This window comes from Candidatus Pelagibacter sp. (assembly GCF_052049675.1).
Classification (GTDB): Bacteria; Pseudomonadota; Alphaproteobacteria; order Pelagibacterales; family Pelagibacteraceae; genus Pelagibacter.
Genome location: NZ_JBNGZM010000001.1, coordinates 823,689 through 841,149 on the forward strand (window position 1 = coordinate 823,689; position 17,461 = coordinate 841,149).

Here is a 17,461-nt window from a genome sequence, read left to right on the forward strand (position 1 = left end):
ATATGAAATTTTTGAGATTTAATTTAATTATTATCATATTTTTTTTGACTTTAATTCTTATAAAAACTTCAACAACAAATAATTTAATAAATTTAGTAAAATATAATTATGATGAAAGATGGAATAAAGTATATGGTTTCTGTGAAAATGAAGCCTTAGGCTTTGTAAAATATATAAATGAAAAATATAATTTTGCAAGAGTCCCAAAAATAGTAAATTTTAAAAAATTCCCAGACGCATCATGGACATTCATGAGGAGCGATGTTAATCAGTCAAAAGATAAAGTCATATTGTTGAACTATATTGCTAAGCAAAAATATAAATTAAAAAAAATTAAAAATGATAAATATATTTCAGAAAATACTATTTTTTCTGTTTCAAGTGTAGATAGTGTAATCATAAACAAATCTGAGGGAAGTTTAAGAGGAAAATTAAAAATTTATAAATCTGATGCCCATAAAAATATTTTAGTTGATGAAATAAAATTTGATGAAAAAAATGAAAAAATTATTTTTAACAAATTTAGAGATATGAAGTTAAATAATCCTTTAGATCCATTGGATAGAGAGAGAAAATATATTATTCAGATAGAAACAGAAAATAATATTGACTTAAGTAAAATCAAAGACCTAAGTATTACTTTTAACAATATCTATAATTTAAATGAGTATGAAATTATAGAAAGCTATAATAATTGCTATTTCATAAAAAAATGACTGAAATTTTAAACATATTTTATCTTTTTTTCATTTTTAATCTCATAGGTTTTTATAATTTAAGCAAAAATAGTCTAAGTATAAAAATTACACATAATACATTATTATTTTTAAACTTAGCTTTATTTTTTTCATTAATAAAAAATTCTAGTCAATATTTTTTGTCTATATATATTTTGTTAAGTATCTTAATTGGTATTATTTTATTTAAAAAAAAAGCTTCCTTCAAAAATATTAAAAGTATTTTTTTTGAAAATAAAATTTATTTTTTTTTATTACTTTTTGTTTTTTTAATTTTATCTATTGATATTATTTCAAAATTAAAGCTAGGATGGGATGCTCAAAATTTTATTTTTTTAAAAACCTTACATTTTTTAAATGGAAAACCTTTTTTAAGTCTTGTTGAACTCGATCAACCTCATTACTCACATCTTGGATCCTACATATGGTCTATTTTTTGGAATAATGGTTTTTTCAATAATGAATATAACGGAAGGTTGTTTTATTTATATTTTTTTTTAATTTCATTATTTAGTTTTTGTAGTCATTTTGATAACAAAAAAATATTTATTATTGCAGTTCTGGGTTTTGTTTTATTATTTTATAAATATAAATATTTTTTTGGCTCACAAGAAATTTTAAATTTTTCATTATTTTTAATTCTTTCTTCGACTATTTATAGAAGAGTTTATTTAAATAAAAAAGTAAGCTTTATTGAAATAATTTTTTTAATTAATTTATTCATGTGGTTTAAAAATGAGTCTATAATAATGCTGTTTATAATAATCTCGTATTTTGTTTTATTCTCAAAAAACTTAATTTCTTTAAAAGAAAAATTATTTATCACGTTCTCAACTTTATTTTTGTTCTCCTTGAGATTAATTGTATATTTTTACATTGAAAGTGAAATTGTTAGAAATACCCCACTTTTTGACTATCAATTTGAAAAAACTTTTTCAATAAACCTTCAAATCTTAATTGATAATTTTAAGATAGTAACTTACTACTTTGCAGGACATATATTCTTAAATCCATTTTTACTTTTAAATTATTTAGTAATGATATATTTCATTATTTTTTCTAAAACAAACCACATAATGTTTAAACCATTTATTATTTTTATTATAATATTTCATACTATTTTTACTTATGTTGCATTTATGTTTAATTTTTATGATGTAAAATTTCAAACCCAGGTAGCTATGGACAGATTCTTAATTTCAACTTGCGGAATTTACTCTTTAGTTTACTTAATTATATATAACGAATTTAAATTAAAAAATGATACCCAAAACATATAAAATAAAGAAATGCAGATTATGTGGAAATAATGAATTAAAAAAAATATTTTCATATGGCAACTTTTTTGTAAGTAATTTTGTCTCAAAAGCAAATATTAAGAAAGGTGTTAAAGCTCCTCTAAATTTAGTTAATTGTAATAAATGCAGCTTGTTGCAACTTGAGCACACTGCACCACAAGAAATCATGTATAAGAGGTTTTATTGGTATCAATCAGGCATAACAAAAACTATGCGTGATGGTCTTAAAGATATTTATCAATCTTCAAAAAAAATAGCTAAATTAAAAAAAAATGATACAGTTTTAGATATAGGTGCCAATGATGGAACTTTACTTTCATATTTTAAAAAAGATGGTATTAAAACAATTGGTTGTGAACCAGCAAAAAACCTACAGTCAAAATTAAAAAAAAACTGTGATTATCCTCTTAATGACTTTTGGCGTATTAGTGCTTTAAACAAAATTTTAAAAAAAAACAAACTTTCAAAACCTAAGTTAATTACTGCCATAGGTATGTTTTATGATTTAGAGAACCCATTAAAATTTATTAAAGATGCAGCTGATTCCCTTGATGAGAATGGAATTTTTATAGCCCAACTAATGTGTTTAGACTCAATGATTAAAAAAAACGATCTAGGAAACGTTTGTCATGAGCACTTAGAGTTTTATACTTATAAATCTCTAAAATATTTATTTGAAAAAAATGGATTATATATTTTTAAAGTTGAATTTAATGGAATAAATGGAGGAAGTTATAGAATTTTTTGCAAAAAAAATTTAAAAAAGTCTATAAATTATAATGAGAAAACAAAACTTATTGACATTAAAAAATTTATAAAAAGAACTATTCATAACAAAAATAAAACATTAAATTTTTTAAAAAGAGAAAAAAAGAAAAATAAGAAAATTTTTCTATATGGTGCTTCTACAAAAGGGAATACATTGTTGCAATATTACAACCTAGATAGCTCTATAATCGACTTTGCAGTAGAACGTAGCTCAGAAAAATGGGGAAAGTATACTATTGGTACAGGTATAAAAATTATATCTGAAAAAAAAGCTAGGGAATTAAATCCTGACTACTTATTTGTAATGCCATATGGATTTATAAATGAGTTTATAAAAAGAGAAAAAAAGTGGCTTAAAAATGGTGGTAAATTTCTATTACCATATCCTAATTTTAAAATAATCAAATAAAAGATATAAATATTATTAATGAAAAAAATAGCTTTAATTCTTGGTGTCACAGGGCAAGATGGTTCTTATGCGGCAGAATTATTATTAAAAAAAAATTACAAAGTTTTTGGTTTTGTTAGAAAATCAGCAACTGATAATAGAAAAAACATTATACATTTAATTAATAATAAAAAAATTTATAATAAAAATTTTTTTATTATTCATGGCGACTTACTTGATTACAGCTCTATCTATAATGCTATTAAAAATTGTAGACCTAATGAAATTTACAATTTTGCAGATCAAGATCATGTTAGGTGGAGTTTTGAAATACCAAGTTATTCATTCAACACAACCTGCTCATCAGTAATTCAAATATTAGAAAGTATTAAAAGTATTAATAAGAAAATTAAATATTTCCAACCTGTTTCCTCAAATATGTTTGGTTTATCAGAAGATAAAAAACAAAACGAAAAAACAACTTTAAAACCAAATAGTGTTTATGCAGTTGCTAAAGCAGCTACTTATCTAGCTTGTAAAATGTATCAAAACGTTTTTAATCTAAAAATTTATGGAGCTATATTTTATAATCATGAGTCTCCAAGAAGATCTGAGGAATATGTCACACAAAAAATAATTAAAGCGGCTTGTAAAATTTATCAAGGAAAACAAAAATTTTTATATTTAGGTGATATAAATGCTAAAATTGATTGGGGATATGCCAAAGATTATGTGGAGGCTGCATGGAAAATAATGCAACAAACTAAGCCTGACTTTTTTATTATTTCAAGTGGAAAAGCACATAGTGTTGAATATTTTGTTAAACATACATTTGATTTATTAGATTTAGATTACAAAAAATATCTGAAAGTGGACAAAAGACTTTTAAGGCCTAGTAAGACTAAAACTTTATTAGGTAATTATTCAAAAGCTAAGCAAAAATTTGGATATAAAAACAAAACACCATTGAAAAAGTTAATAAAAATTATGTTGGATTTTGAAATGAAAAAAAATGAAAAAAATTAAAATTTCAATTCTTTTAAGTACTTATAATGAAGAAAAATTTATCAAAAAAACTATAAAGGAAATATTTAAACATATAAAAAATTCTGAAATCATTATAGTTGACGATAATTCAACTGATAACACTATTGAAATAATTAAGAAACTAAAGTTTAAAAATTTAAAACTTTATGTAAGAAAAAACAGAGGACTTGCATCTGCATTTCTTTTAGCATTAATCAATTCTTCCGGTGATAAAATTGGATGGGTTGACTCAAACATGAATACATTAATAAAAAAATTTCCATTGATGATAAAAAAATTAAATCAAAATGATATTGTTTTATTATCAAGATACATTAAATCTGGTGGTGATAAACGTAGTAGTTTAAGAGTTTTATCTAGTAAATTAATAAATTTATTTTCTAGGATAATACTTTCAAATAAAATAAAAGACTATACAAGTAGTATCTTTGTGATGAATAGAAACGCTCTAGAAAAAACAATCCCAATAGCATACGGACACGGAGAGTTTTTTATTGAATTTTTATATAAAGGTCTAAAAAACAATCTAAAAATTTTAGAAATGCCATACATACAACCTGCAGACTATGAAAGTATTAGCAAAACTGCACCTAATGTTTTAAGATTTTTTAAACTAGGTTTTTTATATTTCTTTAGAATATTAATTATTAAATTTAGAAGTAATTAATGATTGAAAAAATTAAACATAAAAGAAAACTTTACGCAATAATAATTAGAAAAAAATATAAAAAAAAAAAAGGTATTAATTTTTTTACTGGCAAAGAACTTACACAACAAATTGGATATATGTCCCATCCATCTGGTCATATAATCAAACCACATATACACAAAAAAAAAATAACAAAAAACCTTTTGACAACTGAAGTCATATTGGTTTTTGCTGGAAAACTACGTGTTGATTTTTATTCAAATAAAAACAAAAAGAATTATTTATTTAGTAAAATAATTAGTGGTGGTGACATATTAATGCTTATAAATGGCGCTCATGGTTTTAAAGTTATTAAGAACACAAAGATTATTGAAATTAAACAAGGTCCATATGATGAAGTTAATGACAAACTAAAATTCGAAGAGGTTAGTGAAAACAAAATCAGGTACCGAAGTTGAGTTTAAAGATAAATGGAGAATTTTTTTTTTAAAAAAAATAAAATTTTACTATTTATATCTTTATTAATTGTTTTTTTATTTTCAGGATTTCTTTTAGGATTTGAGAATTTAAATCCAAATAATGATACTTGGTTAAATAATCCAGATCTTCTGTCGTATCAGTTACCTTGGAAATATTATAAAAGTGATATTTGGAGATTTCCGATTTTTTCAAATCCAACGTATGGATTAGAGTATTCGACCTCTATTTTATACGCTGATAATGTTACGTTTTTAAACATTTTCTTTAAATTTTTTAAAAATTTTTTAAGTGATAACTTTCAGTTTTATGGGCTATGGATCATTATTTGTTTTCTATTACAGTATTATTTAAGTTTTAAAATAATTTTAAATTTTACGAGTAATTTTAATTATTCTATTCTTTCATCATTTTTTTTTATATTAATACCATTCTTTATTGAAAGATCATTTATACATCTTTCATTAGCAGCTAATTGGATTTTATTGCTTTCAATTTTATTTTTAAGAATTTTTAAAACTCAAGATATATCAAAATATTTTTTATTAATCATTTTGTCACTTTTAATAAATCTCCACTTAACTATTAATATCTTAATTTTTTTATTTATTTACATACTTTTAACTGAGAATTTTAAAAAAAGTTTAAAACTATTATCCATATATTCTTCATTCACTATTTTTTTACTATACTTAATTGGTTTTTTTTCTATTGGATTGGTTGATAATATAGATTTTGGATATGGATATTATAAGTCAAATTTATTAACTTTTTTTGATCCCAAAGGTGGGATACTAAATCTAAATTGGTCATCCTTTGTTCCAGATATTAAAAATTATGCTGATGGTGAAAAAGAAGGATATGGTTACTTAGGTATTGGGGGTATTTTAATTTTATGTATTTCAATATTTTGCTCCTTAAAATATAAATATTTTCTTCAAAGAAACTTTAAAATTTATTCCACAATTTCTTTTTTATTTTTAATAATGGCTGTTAGTACAAATTTGTCATTTGGTTCAGCTGAAATTTTAAATTTAGAATTAAATAAATATTTGTATGGTTTATTAAGCATAATCAGATCTTCAGGCAGATTTATTTGGATTGTTGCTTATTTGATAATAATTTTTGGTATAGTCACAATATACTATAGATTACCAACTTATAAATATTTAATTATTTTAACATTACTCTTTATACAAACTATAGATATAATTCCTGGTATAAAGTCAATTCCTGCATACTTAAAGGATAATAATAATACTTTCTTAAAAAAAAATGATAACGAAATTTGGAGTATTGCAAAAAAAAATTATAAATATCTAAGACACACGTTTCCAATTAGCTCGCCTGACCATCTGGCTGAATACAGCTCTATACTAATAAATTATCAATTTGAAGGTACAGACATTGTATATTTATCAAGATCAGACAGACAAAAAATTACAAAATACAGATACAATCTATATAATAATTTCTTTGATAAAAAAGTTGATACTAAAAGTGCATACATTGTGTCTAACACTCATATTTATGATATTTACAGTATATTTAAGAATAGTAATCATGGTTTTTTCTTTAGAGATAATATTTGGTTACTTTTACCAAACAAAAAAAATTATATGGAAAAGGGAGATTTTGATCAGCTTAAAAAATTAGAAAATAATATTAATATTTTTGAAAAAAATAAAAAAATATATCCAAGAACAAATTTATTTAATTTTGGTTTAGGATGGTATAATTCAAAATCATTTTGGTCGGAAAGTAAAACTTCAACTATTCATTTTAAATTAGAAGAAAAAAATATACAAACTGTTAACAAAATCACACTAGTAGGACATATTTTTCAATATAAGGCAAACAAACAAACAAATATTGATTTTTATCTAAATGATAAAAAAATCAATAGTAAAATTGAAAATTTTGGTGAAGAGCAAAAAATTATTTTAGATATTTCGGATAAAAAATATTTAAAAAAATTAAATTATCTTAAAATTATGAATTACAATAAAGAAACAAGACTCTCTAAAAGAATAGCACCTGATCCAAGATTGCTAGGAATTAGATTAAATTATATAGAATTGAATTAAATGGATAAAAGTGAATATAAAAACCAATATATCTTAGAAAAAAATTATTGGTGGTTTAAAGGACAAAGAGAAATTTTTTTAAAACTAATCGATAAATATTTAAAAAAGAAAAAAAAAAATTACGTATTAGATGCAGGTTGTGGAGCAGGGTATAATTCAATCAAATTAAAACAATATGGTAAAGTTTTAAGTATAGATTATTCAAATTATGCAATTCAGCTTGCTAAAAAAAGAGGAGTTAAAAATATAAAAAAGATGAATTTAAATAAAATTTCAATTAAAAAAAAATTTGATTTAATTCTCTGTTCTGGAGTGCTTTATCATAAAGACATAAAAATTAATGCTGTATTAAAGTCCTTTTCTAGATTGTTAAAGAAAGATGGTATAGTTGTAATCACTACACCAGCAATAAAAATTTTGCAAAATAAAATTTTTTTAACAGGTCATGATAAAACAATGCATACAGGAAACAGATATTATCTTAATGAGATTTCAAAAAAATTAGAGAAAAATAACTTGAGTGTATTAAAAAAGTCATATTTTACATCCTTTTTACTTTTTCCTATTATAATCTTTAGATTATTATCAAACACTAAAAATTTATTAATTAAAAATAAAGTTGAGTCAAATTTGTTTGATTTACCTAAAATAATAAATTCATTTTTTTCTTTTTTAATGAGTATTGAAAAACAAATTATAGCCAAGTCATCATTACCAATAGGTCTCCATTTAGTAATTGTAGCAAAGAAATGATAGATAAAAAAAACTTTTACATTTTATTTTTTTTATCAATATTATTTTTTTTAACTAAATGGATTTATTCATATTTGATTAATTTTGATTTAGATATTTTTACTAGAATACTATTTAATGTAGACGATCGACATTATTTGCCTCTTGTTTATAGTTTTTCAAAATTTGATTTAAATCCAGTGTATAATAATTATGATGAAAGTTTTTTATTTTTACCCTTCCCAATATATTCAATTGGTATACATTCAATATTCTTCAAAATTTTTGGAATATCTAGTTTCTTAATTACTGAATGGTTATTCATTTTTTTATTTTTATTTTTAAATTTTAAAATATTTGATTTGATAGGATTGGAAAAAATTGAAAATTTTACTTTAATTATAATATTAGTTTGTCTACCTAGTTTGATATTTTTTTTAAATCTTAACAATTTAAGTATTTATTTTAATTCACTTCTACACTATCATAGCACTAACTTTCCAAGGCCTCTTGTTAGTTCAATATATTTATTATTGTTTTTATATTTAAGTATCAGATTAATTAAATCATATTCACCTGTATTGATAATTTTTATAGGAATTGTTTTTTCATTATTATTTGGAAGTGTGTATTATCACCTACCGATTTGTGGATTATTGTTCTTAATAATTTATTTTAAAAAATTTTTTCTCGAAAATAGAATGAAATTAGAATTTCATTTTAAGAATTTATTTTTTATTTCAATAGGTTTAATTTTAATGATTCCTCAAATTTTTATTGTGATAAAAGCAGAGCCGTTATATACATCAGTAGCTGGATTAACTGATATAAATTTTGAAAATAAAAAAATAATCCTAAATTCTGTATTAACTAAATTATCTTCATCTAAATTTATAATTTTTTTTACAATAAATTCTATATTATTTTTTTTAGTTAAAAAAATTAATACTAATGTAAATAATGGATTAGAAGTTTTTTATTATTTTTTTATATCTTCAATATTCGGTTTTTTAATATTCGTAATAATTTCACCAAAAATTTCTGAAATATATCATTTTAATAATCTTATTCTATATTCGGGATTGTTGAACTTTTTCATTTATGTATATATTTTCTTTTTTAATATTCTTAGAAAATTCAAGTATAAAAATATATTTGTTATTTCTTTAATTTTAATTTCCTTAATTAGTATTAATTCATTCTATTATAAACAATCTAAAATACGAGATACTAGTGAAGTTTTTAACTTTCAAAAAACAATTAATTTTATTAAGAAAAAAAATATAAACTCAAATACAAAGGTTCTTACATTTGATGAAAATTTACAAATTTATTTTATATTAAACGATTTTAGTCAGATTTTATTAACTACAACATTTTTTAACTCTAAAAACCTAAATCTTATGGAAAAGGAGCTTTTTTTTTACTTAAAATTTATTGGAGTAAGCGAGGATAAATTTTTAAATTTAATTAAGAATGAAAAAGCTAGTTGGCGATATTTTAATAGTTTTTTATCACAATTTTATTATCTAAAATATCAGAAAAGTCAGATTAATAAACATCTTTTCGATAAAGAGGATTTTTCTAATGAAGAATGGGTGCATTTAATAAATACATCGCCATCTAGTCCTCAAAACATTTTTTTATCTATTAATGAGAAAAATATTCTTTTAAATAAGTTTATAAAGTATCAGAAAGAATTTGCACTCCCTGAATTAATAATAAAAAATAAAAACTCATATTTAAAAAATCATATGAATATGAAAAACAACTATTGCTATTATGAAAAATATGAACATGTATTTTATTTATCAAATTCCTCTAAATGTGATTAACTTTTTTTTTAAATAAAAATAAATTAAAGTTTTTAATATAACCGCAAATATTATAATTGATATGAGAAGTTGTGTTTGATTACTGTTTTTATAAGCGATTAAAAAAATTATATAATTAAAAATATTTATTATAATTGAAGTAAATGTGTTGTAATTAAATTTATGTTTTTTATTTTTTTTTACTTTGAAAATTATAAAAGAATAAAGTAATTGATGAAAATGTTGAGTATCCGGTTCAAAGGGTTTTTTTCTATTTAAAATTTTTCTTATTATTGAAAATAAATTTTCATAAGCTGGATACCAAAGAAGAACTGCAAAAAAGTAAGGCGACAAATTTGGCTTTAAATTAAAATCTTTAATAATTAATATCCCAATTATGAATGCCAATGAATAAGATCCATTATCTCCAAGATAGTTCTTACCTTTAAAATTTAAAATGATTAAAAAAATTAATATGTAAATAAGTGAAGAGTAATTTGTTATAAGTTCTTTGTTATTATGATCTAACGAAACTAAAAATAAAATAAAACTTACACCAAGAAAGTAAAATAAAACATTACAATTTAATCCATCGATAAAATTTACTCCATTTAGTAAAATAGCTAAACAAAAAGTTGTAAATAATATTGCAACAAAATTGTTTGATAAAAATTTATTAATAAAATCTATTCTAATATCATAAACATAAAGATCTACATAAATCAAAAAAATTAATATTACAATGGATTGAATTATTAATCTAAGCTTGGGTGAATCTAGAATTTTTAAATCTGAAACTAATCCAATAAAAAAAATTAACAAAATAAATAAATTTTCTATTTTATAGACGTCATTTGCAAAAGTATAATTTAAAACTAAAATAAAACCCAGTAAAAAACTTACACCTTTTGAATTAGAAACAAAGTTTTTATGTGTTTCATTATTTTTTTGATAATTAAAAATTTTAAATTTTTTTAAGAATAAAAAAAAAATAAATGATAAGAGTAAAATAATAAATAAATCTAATCTTACAAAATTACTCACTATAATAATTTTTAATAGAATTATATACTTTGTTTAAGCCCTCATCTATTTTAATTTTTGGGGCCCAACCGAGACTCTTTATTATTCTTGAATCCAAATTTTTTTTCATTGTTCCGTCAGGATAATTTTTATCAAATATTATCTTCCCATTATAATTAATTATTTTTTTTATAAGTAATGCTAAATCTTTAATAGATATGCTTTGACCTGTACCAACATTTAATATTGGTAGTTCATTTTTAAAAGTTTTATTTAATTTTTTTTTACTTATAAAAATCATTTTAACAATAGCGTTTGCTAAATCATCACTATAAATAAATTCTCTCTCAGGCCTCCCAGTTCCAAATAGTTTTACTTGATTTTTATTTTCTCTTTTTGCTTTAATAAATTTTGTAATCATTCCTGGAATTACATGACTATTGTCCATGTCAAAATTATCATTTTTTCCGTATGTATTAGTTGGCATTATTGCAACAATATCAAGTTTATATCTTTTGGCTAATGCTTCGGATAATTTTATACCAGCGATTTTTGCTATAGCATAACATTCATTGGTTTTTTCTAATTTTCCAGTTAACAAACTGTTTTCTTTAATTGGTGTTTTTGAGTTCTTTGGATAAATACATGAGGATCCCAAAAAAATGGTCCTCTTAATTTTTTTATCTTTTGCGAGTAAAAGTAAATTATTTTGAATATTTATGTTGTCTATTAAAAACTCATCCTGGTAATTTTTATTTGCTAGAATCCCACCTACTTTAGCAGCTGCAATTATTAAATAATCAATTTTCTTATTTTTAAAAAATTTTTCAACCTTTATTGGATTTCTTAAATCTAATTTTTTTTTAGATACTGTGATAATTTTTTTAAATTTTAGGGCCTTTAATCTTCTGTGTATAGCTGAACCAACCAAACCATTATGACCAGCTAAAAATATAATTGAATTTTTATCATAATTTTCCATAATGAAATTTAATTAAGATTATCAAGCTCATGATTCATCATATCTTTAACAAGGTCTCTCAGATTATACTTTGGTTTCCATTTTAAAAATTTTCTTGCTTTAGAGGCATCACCTTTTAAAAAATTAATATCAAGTGGCCTGAAATATTTTTTGTCTATTTTTAATATTGGGATAAACTTTGTTTTTTCATAAACTAAACACTGCTCATTTAAACCATTACCTTGCCATTTAATGTTTAGCTTTAAATATTTACAACACTCATTAAAAAAATGTTTTACAGTATAAGTTTTACCAGTTGCAATTATGAAGTCTTGCGGTTTTTTTTGTTGAAGCATTTTCCACTGCATTTCAACATAATCTTTAGCATGCCCCCAGTCTCTTTTCGCATAAATATTTCCCAGATATAAGATTTCTTTTTTATTTTGTGATTTCATCCACTTAGCAAGAAACATTGTAATCTTTCTTGTAACAAAAGTTTCACCTCTTCTTGGGCTTTCATGATTAAAAAGAATACCTGAACAAGCAAATAAATTATAAGAGTCTCTATACATTTGAGTAATATTATGAGAGTAAAGTTTTGCAACACCATAAGGAGATTTTGGAGACATAACTGACCTTTCATTAAAAGATCCATAATTAAATTTTTCTCCAAATAGTTCAGATGTACTTGCTTGATAAAATTTTACTTTTTTTTTTAAACTTAATATTCTTACAGACTCAAGCAATCTTAATGTTCCTAATCCAGTTACTTGAGCTGTATATTCTGGATTTTCAAAAGAAACACCCACATGGCTTTGAGCAGCAAGATTATAAACCTCATCTGGTTTTACTTTGCTTACAATATAATTTAAACTATTTGCATCTGTTAAATCTCCGTAATGCAAAAAGAAATTAGATTTTTTATGTGGATCTATGTAAATATCATCTATCCTAGATGTATTAAATGATGATGATTTTCTTTTTATTCCGTGAACAATATAATTTTTTTTTAGCAAAAACTCTGCTAAATAAGACCCATCTTGACCTGTAATACCAGTTATTAATGCTATTTTTTTCATAATCTAAATTTTTTTTTTAATATAGTTGATACTTAAATACAACAAATTTATCAAAGAGTTCGTTATACTTTTACCTTCATAAATATTATACACCCTAAAACCATCTAGAAGTTTTTGAGTTAATGATGATGATAATGAATTTTTTGTCTTTCTCCATGAAACAAGAGGTAAATTTAAGCCATGAAATTTATAACCTCTTTTAGAAATTTTTAACCACAATACATAATCTTCTTTAGTTTTTAAGGAAGGAAATTTTATTTTAAATCTAGAATTTTTTTTTATTATAACTGTAGATAATCCAACATCGCAAGATTTAAACAGGTCTGAATATTCTAAATGACGTGCTTGTTGGCAATATAAAAAATTTTTTTTTTCATCAATTACTTTATAAGCAGTATGTGAAACTAAAATATCTTTATTTATCATATAATTAATTTGCTTTTTAAGTTTATCTTTCCTCCATAAATCATCACTGTCTAGGAAGGCCAAAAATTTTCCTTTTGAAATTTTGATACCAAGATTTCTAGAAATACCAGCACCAAGCTTAGAATTTTTAATTATAGTATATCTTGGGAATTTTTTTAAATGACTTTTAACAAAATTAAAGTCATCTTTATTCTTGTCGTTATAAATTAATATAATCTCATAATTTTTATAAGTTTGGTTATAGACAGAGTCTAAAGTTTCTTTGATAAATTTTTTTTTTTTATAATAAGGTATAATAATACTAACCATATTTCTCATAAGCTAACTTTCATTCAATATTTTAATAAAACTTTTAATAAATTCTTCTGTTTTAATGTCGTTATTCTTAATCGATTTTGTAAAATCATTTTTATTTTGTTTTTTATTTTTTTTTTTTGACAAATACTTTAAAATTTCTGACAATTGAATTGGGTTATTTGGATTAAAATAATATATAGATTTTCCCTTTAATTCTTTATGTGTTTTAATATTTGAGACTATAATTGGTTTTCCAATACTTAATGCCATAGATGCACTATTACCCCAACCTTCAAACTTGGATGGATTTATAACTGCAGATGAGTAATACATTAGTGAAACCAATTCGTTATAATTTACCAGACCTAAAATTTTATAATATTCACCTAAGTTATTTCTATGAATAAATTTTTTAACTTCAGAGAAATAGTTTGGATTTCTATGATCTTCACATTTACCAGTTGAAATTATAGTAAAATTTTTTTTTTTAGATTTTGTCAAGGCTCTTAATAAACACATATGATTTTTGTGCTTCCAATAATGATTAGGTACTAAAAAAAAATTATTTTTAATTTTGAATTTTTCCTGTAAAATTTTTTTACTCAATAAATTCTGAGGAGATATTAAAGAGTTGTTATGCCTCAAAATTCTAGCTTTTTTAATTGCTCTAGTAGATATTTTACCCAAATCATTATAAACACTTTTGCTGCTAACTATAATCCTATTTGCATGATAGCTGGCATAATATAAATTTAATTTTCTAAATATTATTTTTTTTTTTGAAAAATATTTTGGAAAATAATGTTCCTGAAAATCTGGAAACCATGGAAAACTCTTAATTTTACTATTTTTTCCTAAAAAATTTGTATGAGAAACAATAGAAATATTATTTTTTATAAAAAATTTTTCAAATAAAAAGTTTCTTCCAAAAATTATTATTAATAATTTATTAAATATTCTTTTTATTGTATTTTGATTAGAAAAAATACTAGATATTTTATAATCAAATTTTTTTAGTTCTTTATTTTTTATTAATCTTTTTTTTGTATCTAATATTACAACAGGATTACATTTAAATTTTTTATATTTTTTTAAACCATTAAATAAATGTAAATAATAATTATAACCACCTATCCAGTCCTCTTTATTAAAATTAATTATAAAACCAATATTCATAATCTCTTAAAACTAAAAAATTTTAAGATTATAAGTTTTTTTATTTTTTTTCAAAAATCTAGCAGGATTACCAACAACAACATCATATGGTTTTACATTTTTGGTAACAACAGCACCTGCTCCAATAATTGATCCCTCACCTAATACTAAATCAGGTAATATTGTTGCATTAGCACCTACAGAAACAAAATTTTCTATTTTAACTCTTCCTGCAATATATGCTGACCCCATAATATGAACGCCATGACCAACAACGCATTCATGATCAATTACTGAATTTACATTTAAATAACAATTGTTTCCTAATTTGGAAAATTTATGTACAACTGAATTAGGCATTGATAACAATCCATGCCCGTGTTTTACAGTCTTATCAATATTACTACTAGAACTGACTACTGAAAATGGTTTTAAATTTTTTTTAATTAATAAATTAGAGATATAATCTCTTAATTTCCCATCCATCATCCCAATACAAACGAAAAATTTTTCTGATTTTTCAATAAAATTTTTTAAATCAGTTTTTTTATTTGAAAATTTTGCCTTAGATGAAAAAAAAGGCTCTTTTAAATATTGATCGAATATATATGAGGGTTCTACTTTGGTATCTTTTAGCATACTATTAACTATGTAAGCTGTTGATTTTCCACCATATAAAAGAATTTTATTATTTTTTTGCTTCAACATATAGGCTCTCAGCTTCTCTACCTTCTTTATCTATTAGTAAATCTTTATTTTCTCCTGTATTGCGCTTTACTTCAACCACCTCTTTAAAACCTGCTTCTTTTAATTGATAAATTAACCATTCACTATCCCAAACACTTTTATGTCCAAAATTGTTAGAAATATTCCAGATAGCTTCACATCCAAACTTAAATTCTCTATCTATAAATTTTTCACCTTTGACATAATAATTAATATATTTCTTCAAATCTGGTGTGATGACCCTAAATATCCCATTTTCACTTAATACTCTATGAATTTCTTTAAATAAATTTTTTACCTCTGAGGAATAAAGATGTTCAATTGTATGTTCAGAAAAAACTCCCTCAAATTTGTTATTATTGAAGGGTAATGGGTATCGTAAATCTAAATAATACATTTTTTTTTTTAAAAAAGGGTTGAGTGACCTAAATGTAAAAAAATCACAATTTAAAAATTTATCATCTACATCATCCTCCCCACATCCTAATTGTAAATATTTTTTATCTGTTTGAATTTTTTTAAATGAACTTAATCTTCCTAGAAAGCTAATTACCTCTCGCTTTAAATGCTTCCGCAAAGTTAAGTTATAAAAACTTGAGCCGTAATTATGTCTCTCACTCATAATTTTTTAATATTATTTTATTTTTTGCATTGTTTTTTCATTTAGATAAAATTTCAGAAAGTTTTTTACAATGTTGATAGACTGTATAATCTTTTGTTTTTTTAAGCAAACTCAATTTAAACTTTTCAAAATTTTTCTCATTATTTAAAAAACTTTTAATTTTTTCAGAAAATTCATTTTCATCTTTAAAATTATTTGAGACTAGAGGATAATCTAACTCTTTGAAAAATTCCTTTGGTCCATTAGGACAATTGTTAGATATTACGATTTTTCTAAAAAAAGCTGCCTCAATTAAAACAAAACCTGGATCTTCCCATAAGGATGGAAGCAAAAAACATTTACAATTTTTCATATAACTAAAAATATTTTCTGTGTGACCAATTAATCTAACTTTATCTTTAAGTGAAAGTTCCTCAATCAAATTTTTTAATTCTTTTTTGAGTTCACCATCACCTAAAATAACAAGATCTACATCATCGTGATTTTTAGTGATTTTTTTGAAACACTTTATTAAAAAACTAAAATTTTTTTGATTGGTTAACCTACCAGCTGCAAGAAGATATGGTTTTTGTATTTTTTCATAATTTTTTATATTAATTTTTTTTATTTCTTTTAATGAAATTATAGGGTCTTTGAGAACAAAAATTTTATCTACATCAACAATATTTTTACTAATTAAATAATCCTTGGTCAGTTCTGTTGGACAAGTAATGATATTAATTTTTTTTAACATTTTTTTCCAAAAAAATTTTCTTATGAAATTCATTTTTGGAAAACCAGAAATTCTTAAAATAAATTTAGTCTTAAAACTAAATATATAATTTAATATTAAGGGTAGGGGGCTGATCAAATGAATAATAAAATAATCTGGTTTAGATTCTGATAAAAGTTTTTTTAATTTAAAAAATGTAATTAAAAAAATTATCAAAAATGAAAATCTAGATTTTAAAAAGCCATTATAAGGAAAATATTGTTTAATATCTTTTTCAAAAAAATTAATTAAATTTAAATTACTATATTTTGTAAACTCTCCAATGGCGTTTATTATATAACAATCATAATCTTTAAAGTATTTACCAAAGTTTGATGCGGAATTAACAACAGCTTTTTCTGTAGCTATTTTTGATAAAAATGGCGACCAATAGAAAATTTTTTTTTTCATATAATTTTGAATT

The 17,461-nt window shown here is 22.4% G+C and carries 17 protein-coding genes; 9 read left to right on the forward strand and 8 right to left on the reverse strand.

Annotated features, from left to right (window positions below; translation table 11 throughout):
* The first annotated feature begins 2 nt into the window (after positions 1 to 2).
* The 9 genes from ACTT9L_RS04530 to ACTT9L_RS04570 are packed head-to-tail and all read left to right on the forward strand — an operon-like array spanning position 3 to position 10,018.
* Entirely contained in the window at positions 3 to 716 is a 714-nt protein-coding gene (locus tag ACTT9L_RS04530) for a hypothetical protein (RefSeq protein WP_440928138.1), read from the forward strand.
* Positions 713 to 2,017, forward strand: a complete 1,305-nt coding sequence (locus ACTT9L_RS04535) for a hypothetical protein (RefSeq protein WP_440928139.1) — start codon at positions 713 to 715, stop codon at positions 2,015 to 2,017. The genes ACTT9L_RS04530 and ACTT9L_RS04535 overlap by 4 nt, the downstream gene beginning before the upstream one ends.
* Positions 1,998 to 3,212, forward strand: coding sequence for a class I SAM-dependent methyltransferase (locus tag ACTT9L_RS04540; protein ID WP_440928140.1), 1,215 nt, complete (start codon positions 1,998 to 2,000; stop codon positions 3,210 to 3,212). The genes ACTT9L_RS04535 and ACTT9L_RS04540 overlap by 20 nt, the downstream gene beginning before the upstream one ends.
* 18 nt (positions 3,213 to 3,230) lie before the next feature.
* Positions 3,231 to 4,217, forward strand: a complete 987-nt coding sequence (locus ACTT9L_RS04545) for a GDP-mannose 4,6-dehydratase (RefSeq protein ID WP_440928141.1) — start codon at positions 3,231 to 3,233, stop codon at positions 4,215 to 4,217.
* The gene (locus ACTT9L_RS04550) at positions 4,204 to 4,905 is read left to right on the forward strand and encodes a glycosyltransferase (protein ID WP_440928142.1); all 702 of its coding nucleotides are present in this window, start codon (positions 4,204 to 4,206) and stop codon (positions 4,903 to 4,905) included. Before ACTT9L_RS04545 ends, ACTT9L_RS04550 begins: the two co-directional genes overlap by 14 nt.
* A complete protein-coding gene (locus ACTT9L_RS04555) occupies positions 4,905 to 5,345 on the forward strand; it encodes a hypothetical protein (RefSeq protein WP_440928143.1) in 441 nt (146 codons plus the stop codon). The genes ACTT9L_RS04550 and ACTT9L_RS04555 overlap by 1 nt, the downstream gene beginning before the upstream one ends.
* A gap of 12 nt (positions 5,346 to 5,357) precedes the next feature.
* A complete protein-coding gene (locus ACTT9L_RS04560; RefSeq protein ID WP_440928144.1) occupies positions 5,358 to 7,451 on the forward strand; it encodes a DUF6311 domain-containing protein in 2,094 nt (697 codons plus the stop codon).
* On the forward strand, positions 7,452 to 8,204 hold the full coding sequence (locus ACTT9L_RS04565; RefSeq protein ID WP_440928145.1) for a class I SAM-dependent methyltransferase: 753 nt from the start codon (positions 7,452 to 7,454) through the stop codon (positions 8,202 to 8,204).
* A complete protein-coding gene (locus tag ACTT9L_RS04570) occupies positions 8,201 to 10,018 on the forward strand; it encodes a hypothetical protein (protein WP_440928146.1) in 1,818 nt (605 codons plus the stop codon). Before ACTT9L_RS04565 ends, ACTT9L_RS04570 begins: the two co-directional genes overlap by 4 nt.
* Here the strand turns inward: ACTT9L_RS04570 and ACTT9L_RS04575 are convergent.
* Genes ACTT9L_RS04575 through ACTT9L_RS04610 form a run of 8 tightly spaced genes read right to left on the reverse strand, consistent with a single transcriptional unit; the run spans position 9,995 to position 17,448 of the window.
* Positions 9,995 to 11,041 carry a hypothetical protein gene (locus ACTT9L_RS04575; protein ID WP_440928147.1) on the reverse strand — a complete coding sequence of 349 codons (1,047 nt, stop codon included), beginning with the start codon at positions 11,039 to 11,041 and terminating at the stop codon, positions 9,995 to 9,997. The two genes, ACTT9L_RS04570 and ACTT9L_RS04575, sit on opposite strands and share 24 nt — an antisense overlap.
* Positions 11,034 to 12,002, reverse strand: coding sequence for a GDP-L-fucose synthase family protein (locus ACTT9L_RS04580; RefSeq protein WP_440928148.1), 969 nt, complete (start codon positions 12,000 to 12,002; stop codon positions 11,034 to 11,036). Before ACTT9L_RS04580 ends, ACTT9L_RS04575 begins: the two co-directional genes overlap by 8 nt.
* Before the next feature lie 8 nt (positions 12,003 to 12,010).
* The gene (gene gmd / locus ACTT9L_RS04585) at positions 12,011 to 13,060 is read right to left on the reverse strand and encodes a GDP-mannose 4,6-dehydratase (protein WP_440928149.1); all 1,050 of its coding nucleotides are present in this window, start codon (positions 13,058 to 13,060) and stop codon (positions 12,011 to 12,013) included.
* 3 nt (positions 13,061 to 13,063) lie between these two features.
* Positions 13,064 to 13,795 (reverse strand): glycosyltransferase family 2 protein, encoded by a 732-nt coding sequence (locus ACTT9L_RS04590; RefSeq protein WP_440928150.1) that lies wholly within the window; start codon positions 13,793 to 13,795, stop codon positions 13,064 to 13,066.
* Positions 13,796 to 13,807: 12 nt separating this feature from the next.
* Positions 13,808 to 14,959 (reverse strand): glycosyltransferase, encoded by a 1,152-nt coding sequence (locus tag ACTT9L_RS04595; RefSeq protein ID WP_440928151.1) that lies wholly within the window; start codon positions 14,957 to 14,959, stop codon positions 13,808 to 13,810.
* A 12-nt stretch (positions 14,960 to 14,971) separates the two neighbouring features.
* Positions 14,972 to 15,646, reverse strand: coding sequence for a hypothetical protein (locus tag ACTT9L_RS04600; protein WP_440928152.1), 675 nt, complete (start codon positions 15,644 to 15,646; stop codon positions 14,972 to 14,974).
* On the reverse strand, positions 15,627 to 16,286 hold the full coding sequence (locus ACTT9L_RS04605; protein WP_440928153.1) for a class I SAM-dependent methyltransferase: 660 nt from the start codon (positions 16,284 to 16,286) through the stop codon (positions 15,627 to 15,629). The genes ACTT9L_RS04600 and ACTT9L_RS04605 overlap by 20 nt, the downstream gene beginning before the upstream one ends.
* Positions 16,287 to 16,323: 37 nt before the next feature.
* On the reverse strand, positions 16,324 to 17,448 hold the full coding sequence (locus tag ACTT9L_RS04610) for a glycosyltransferase (protein ID WP_440928154.1): 1,125 nt from the start codon (positions 17,446 to 17,448) through the stop codon (positions 16,324 to 16,326).
* Between the last annotated feature and the right edge of the window lie 13 nt (positions 17,449 to 17,461).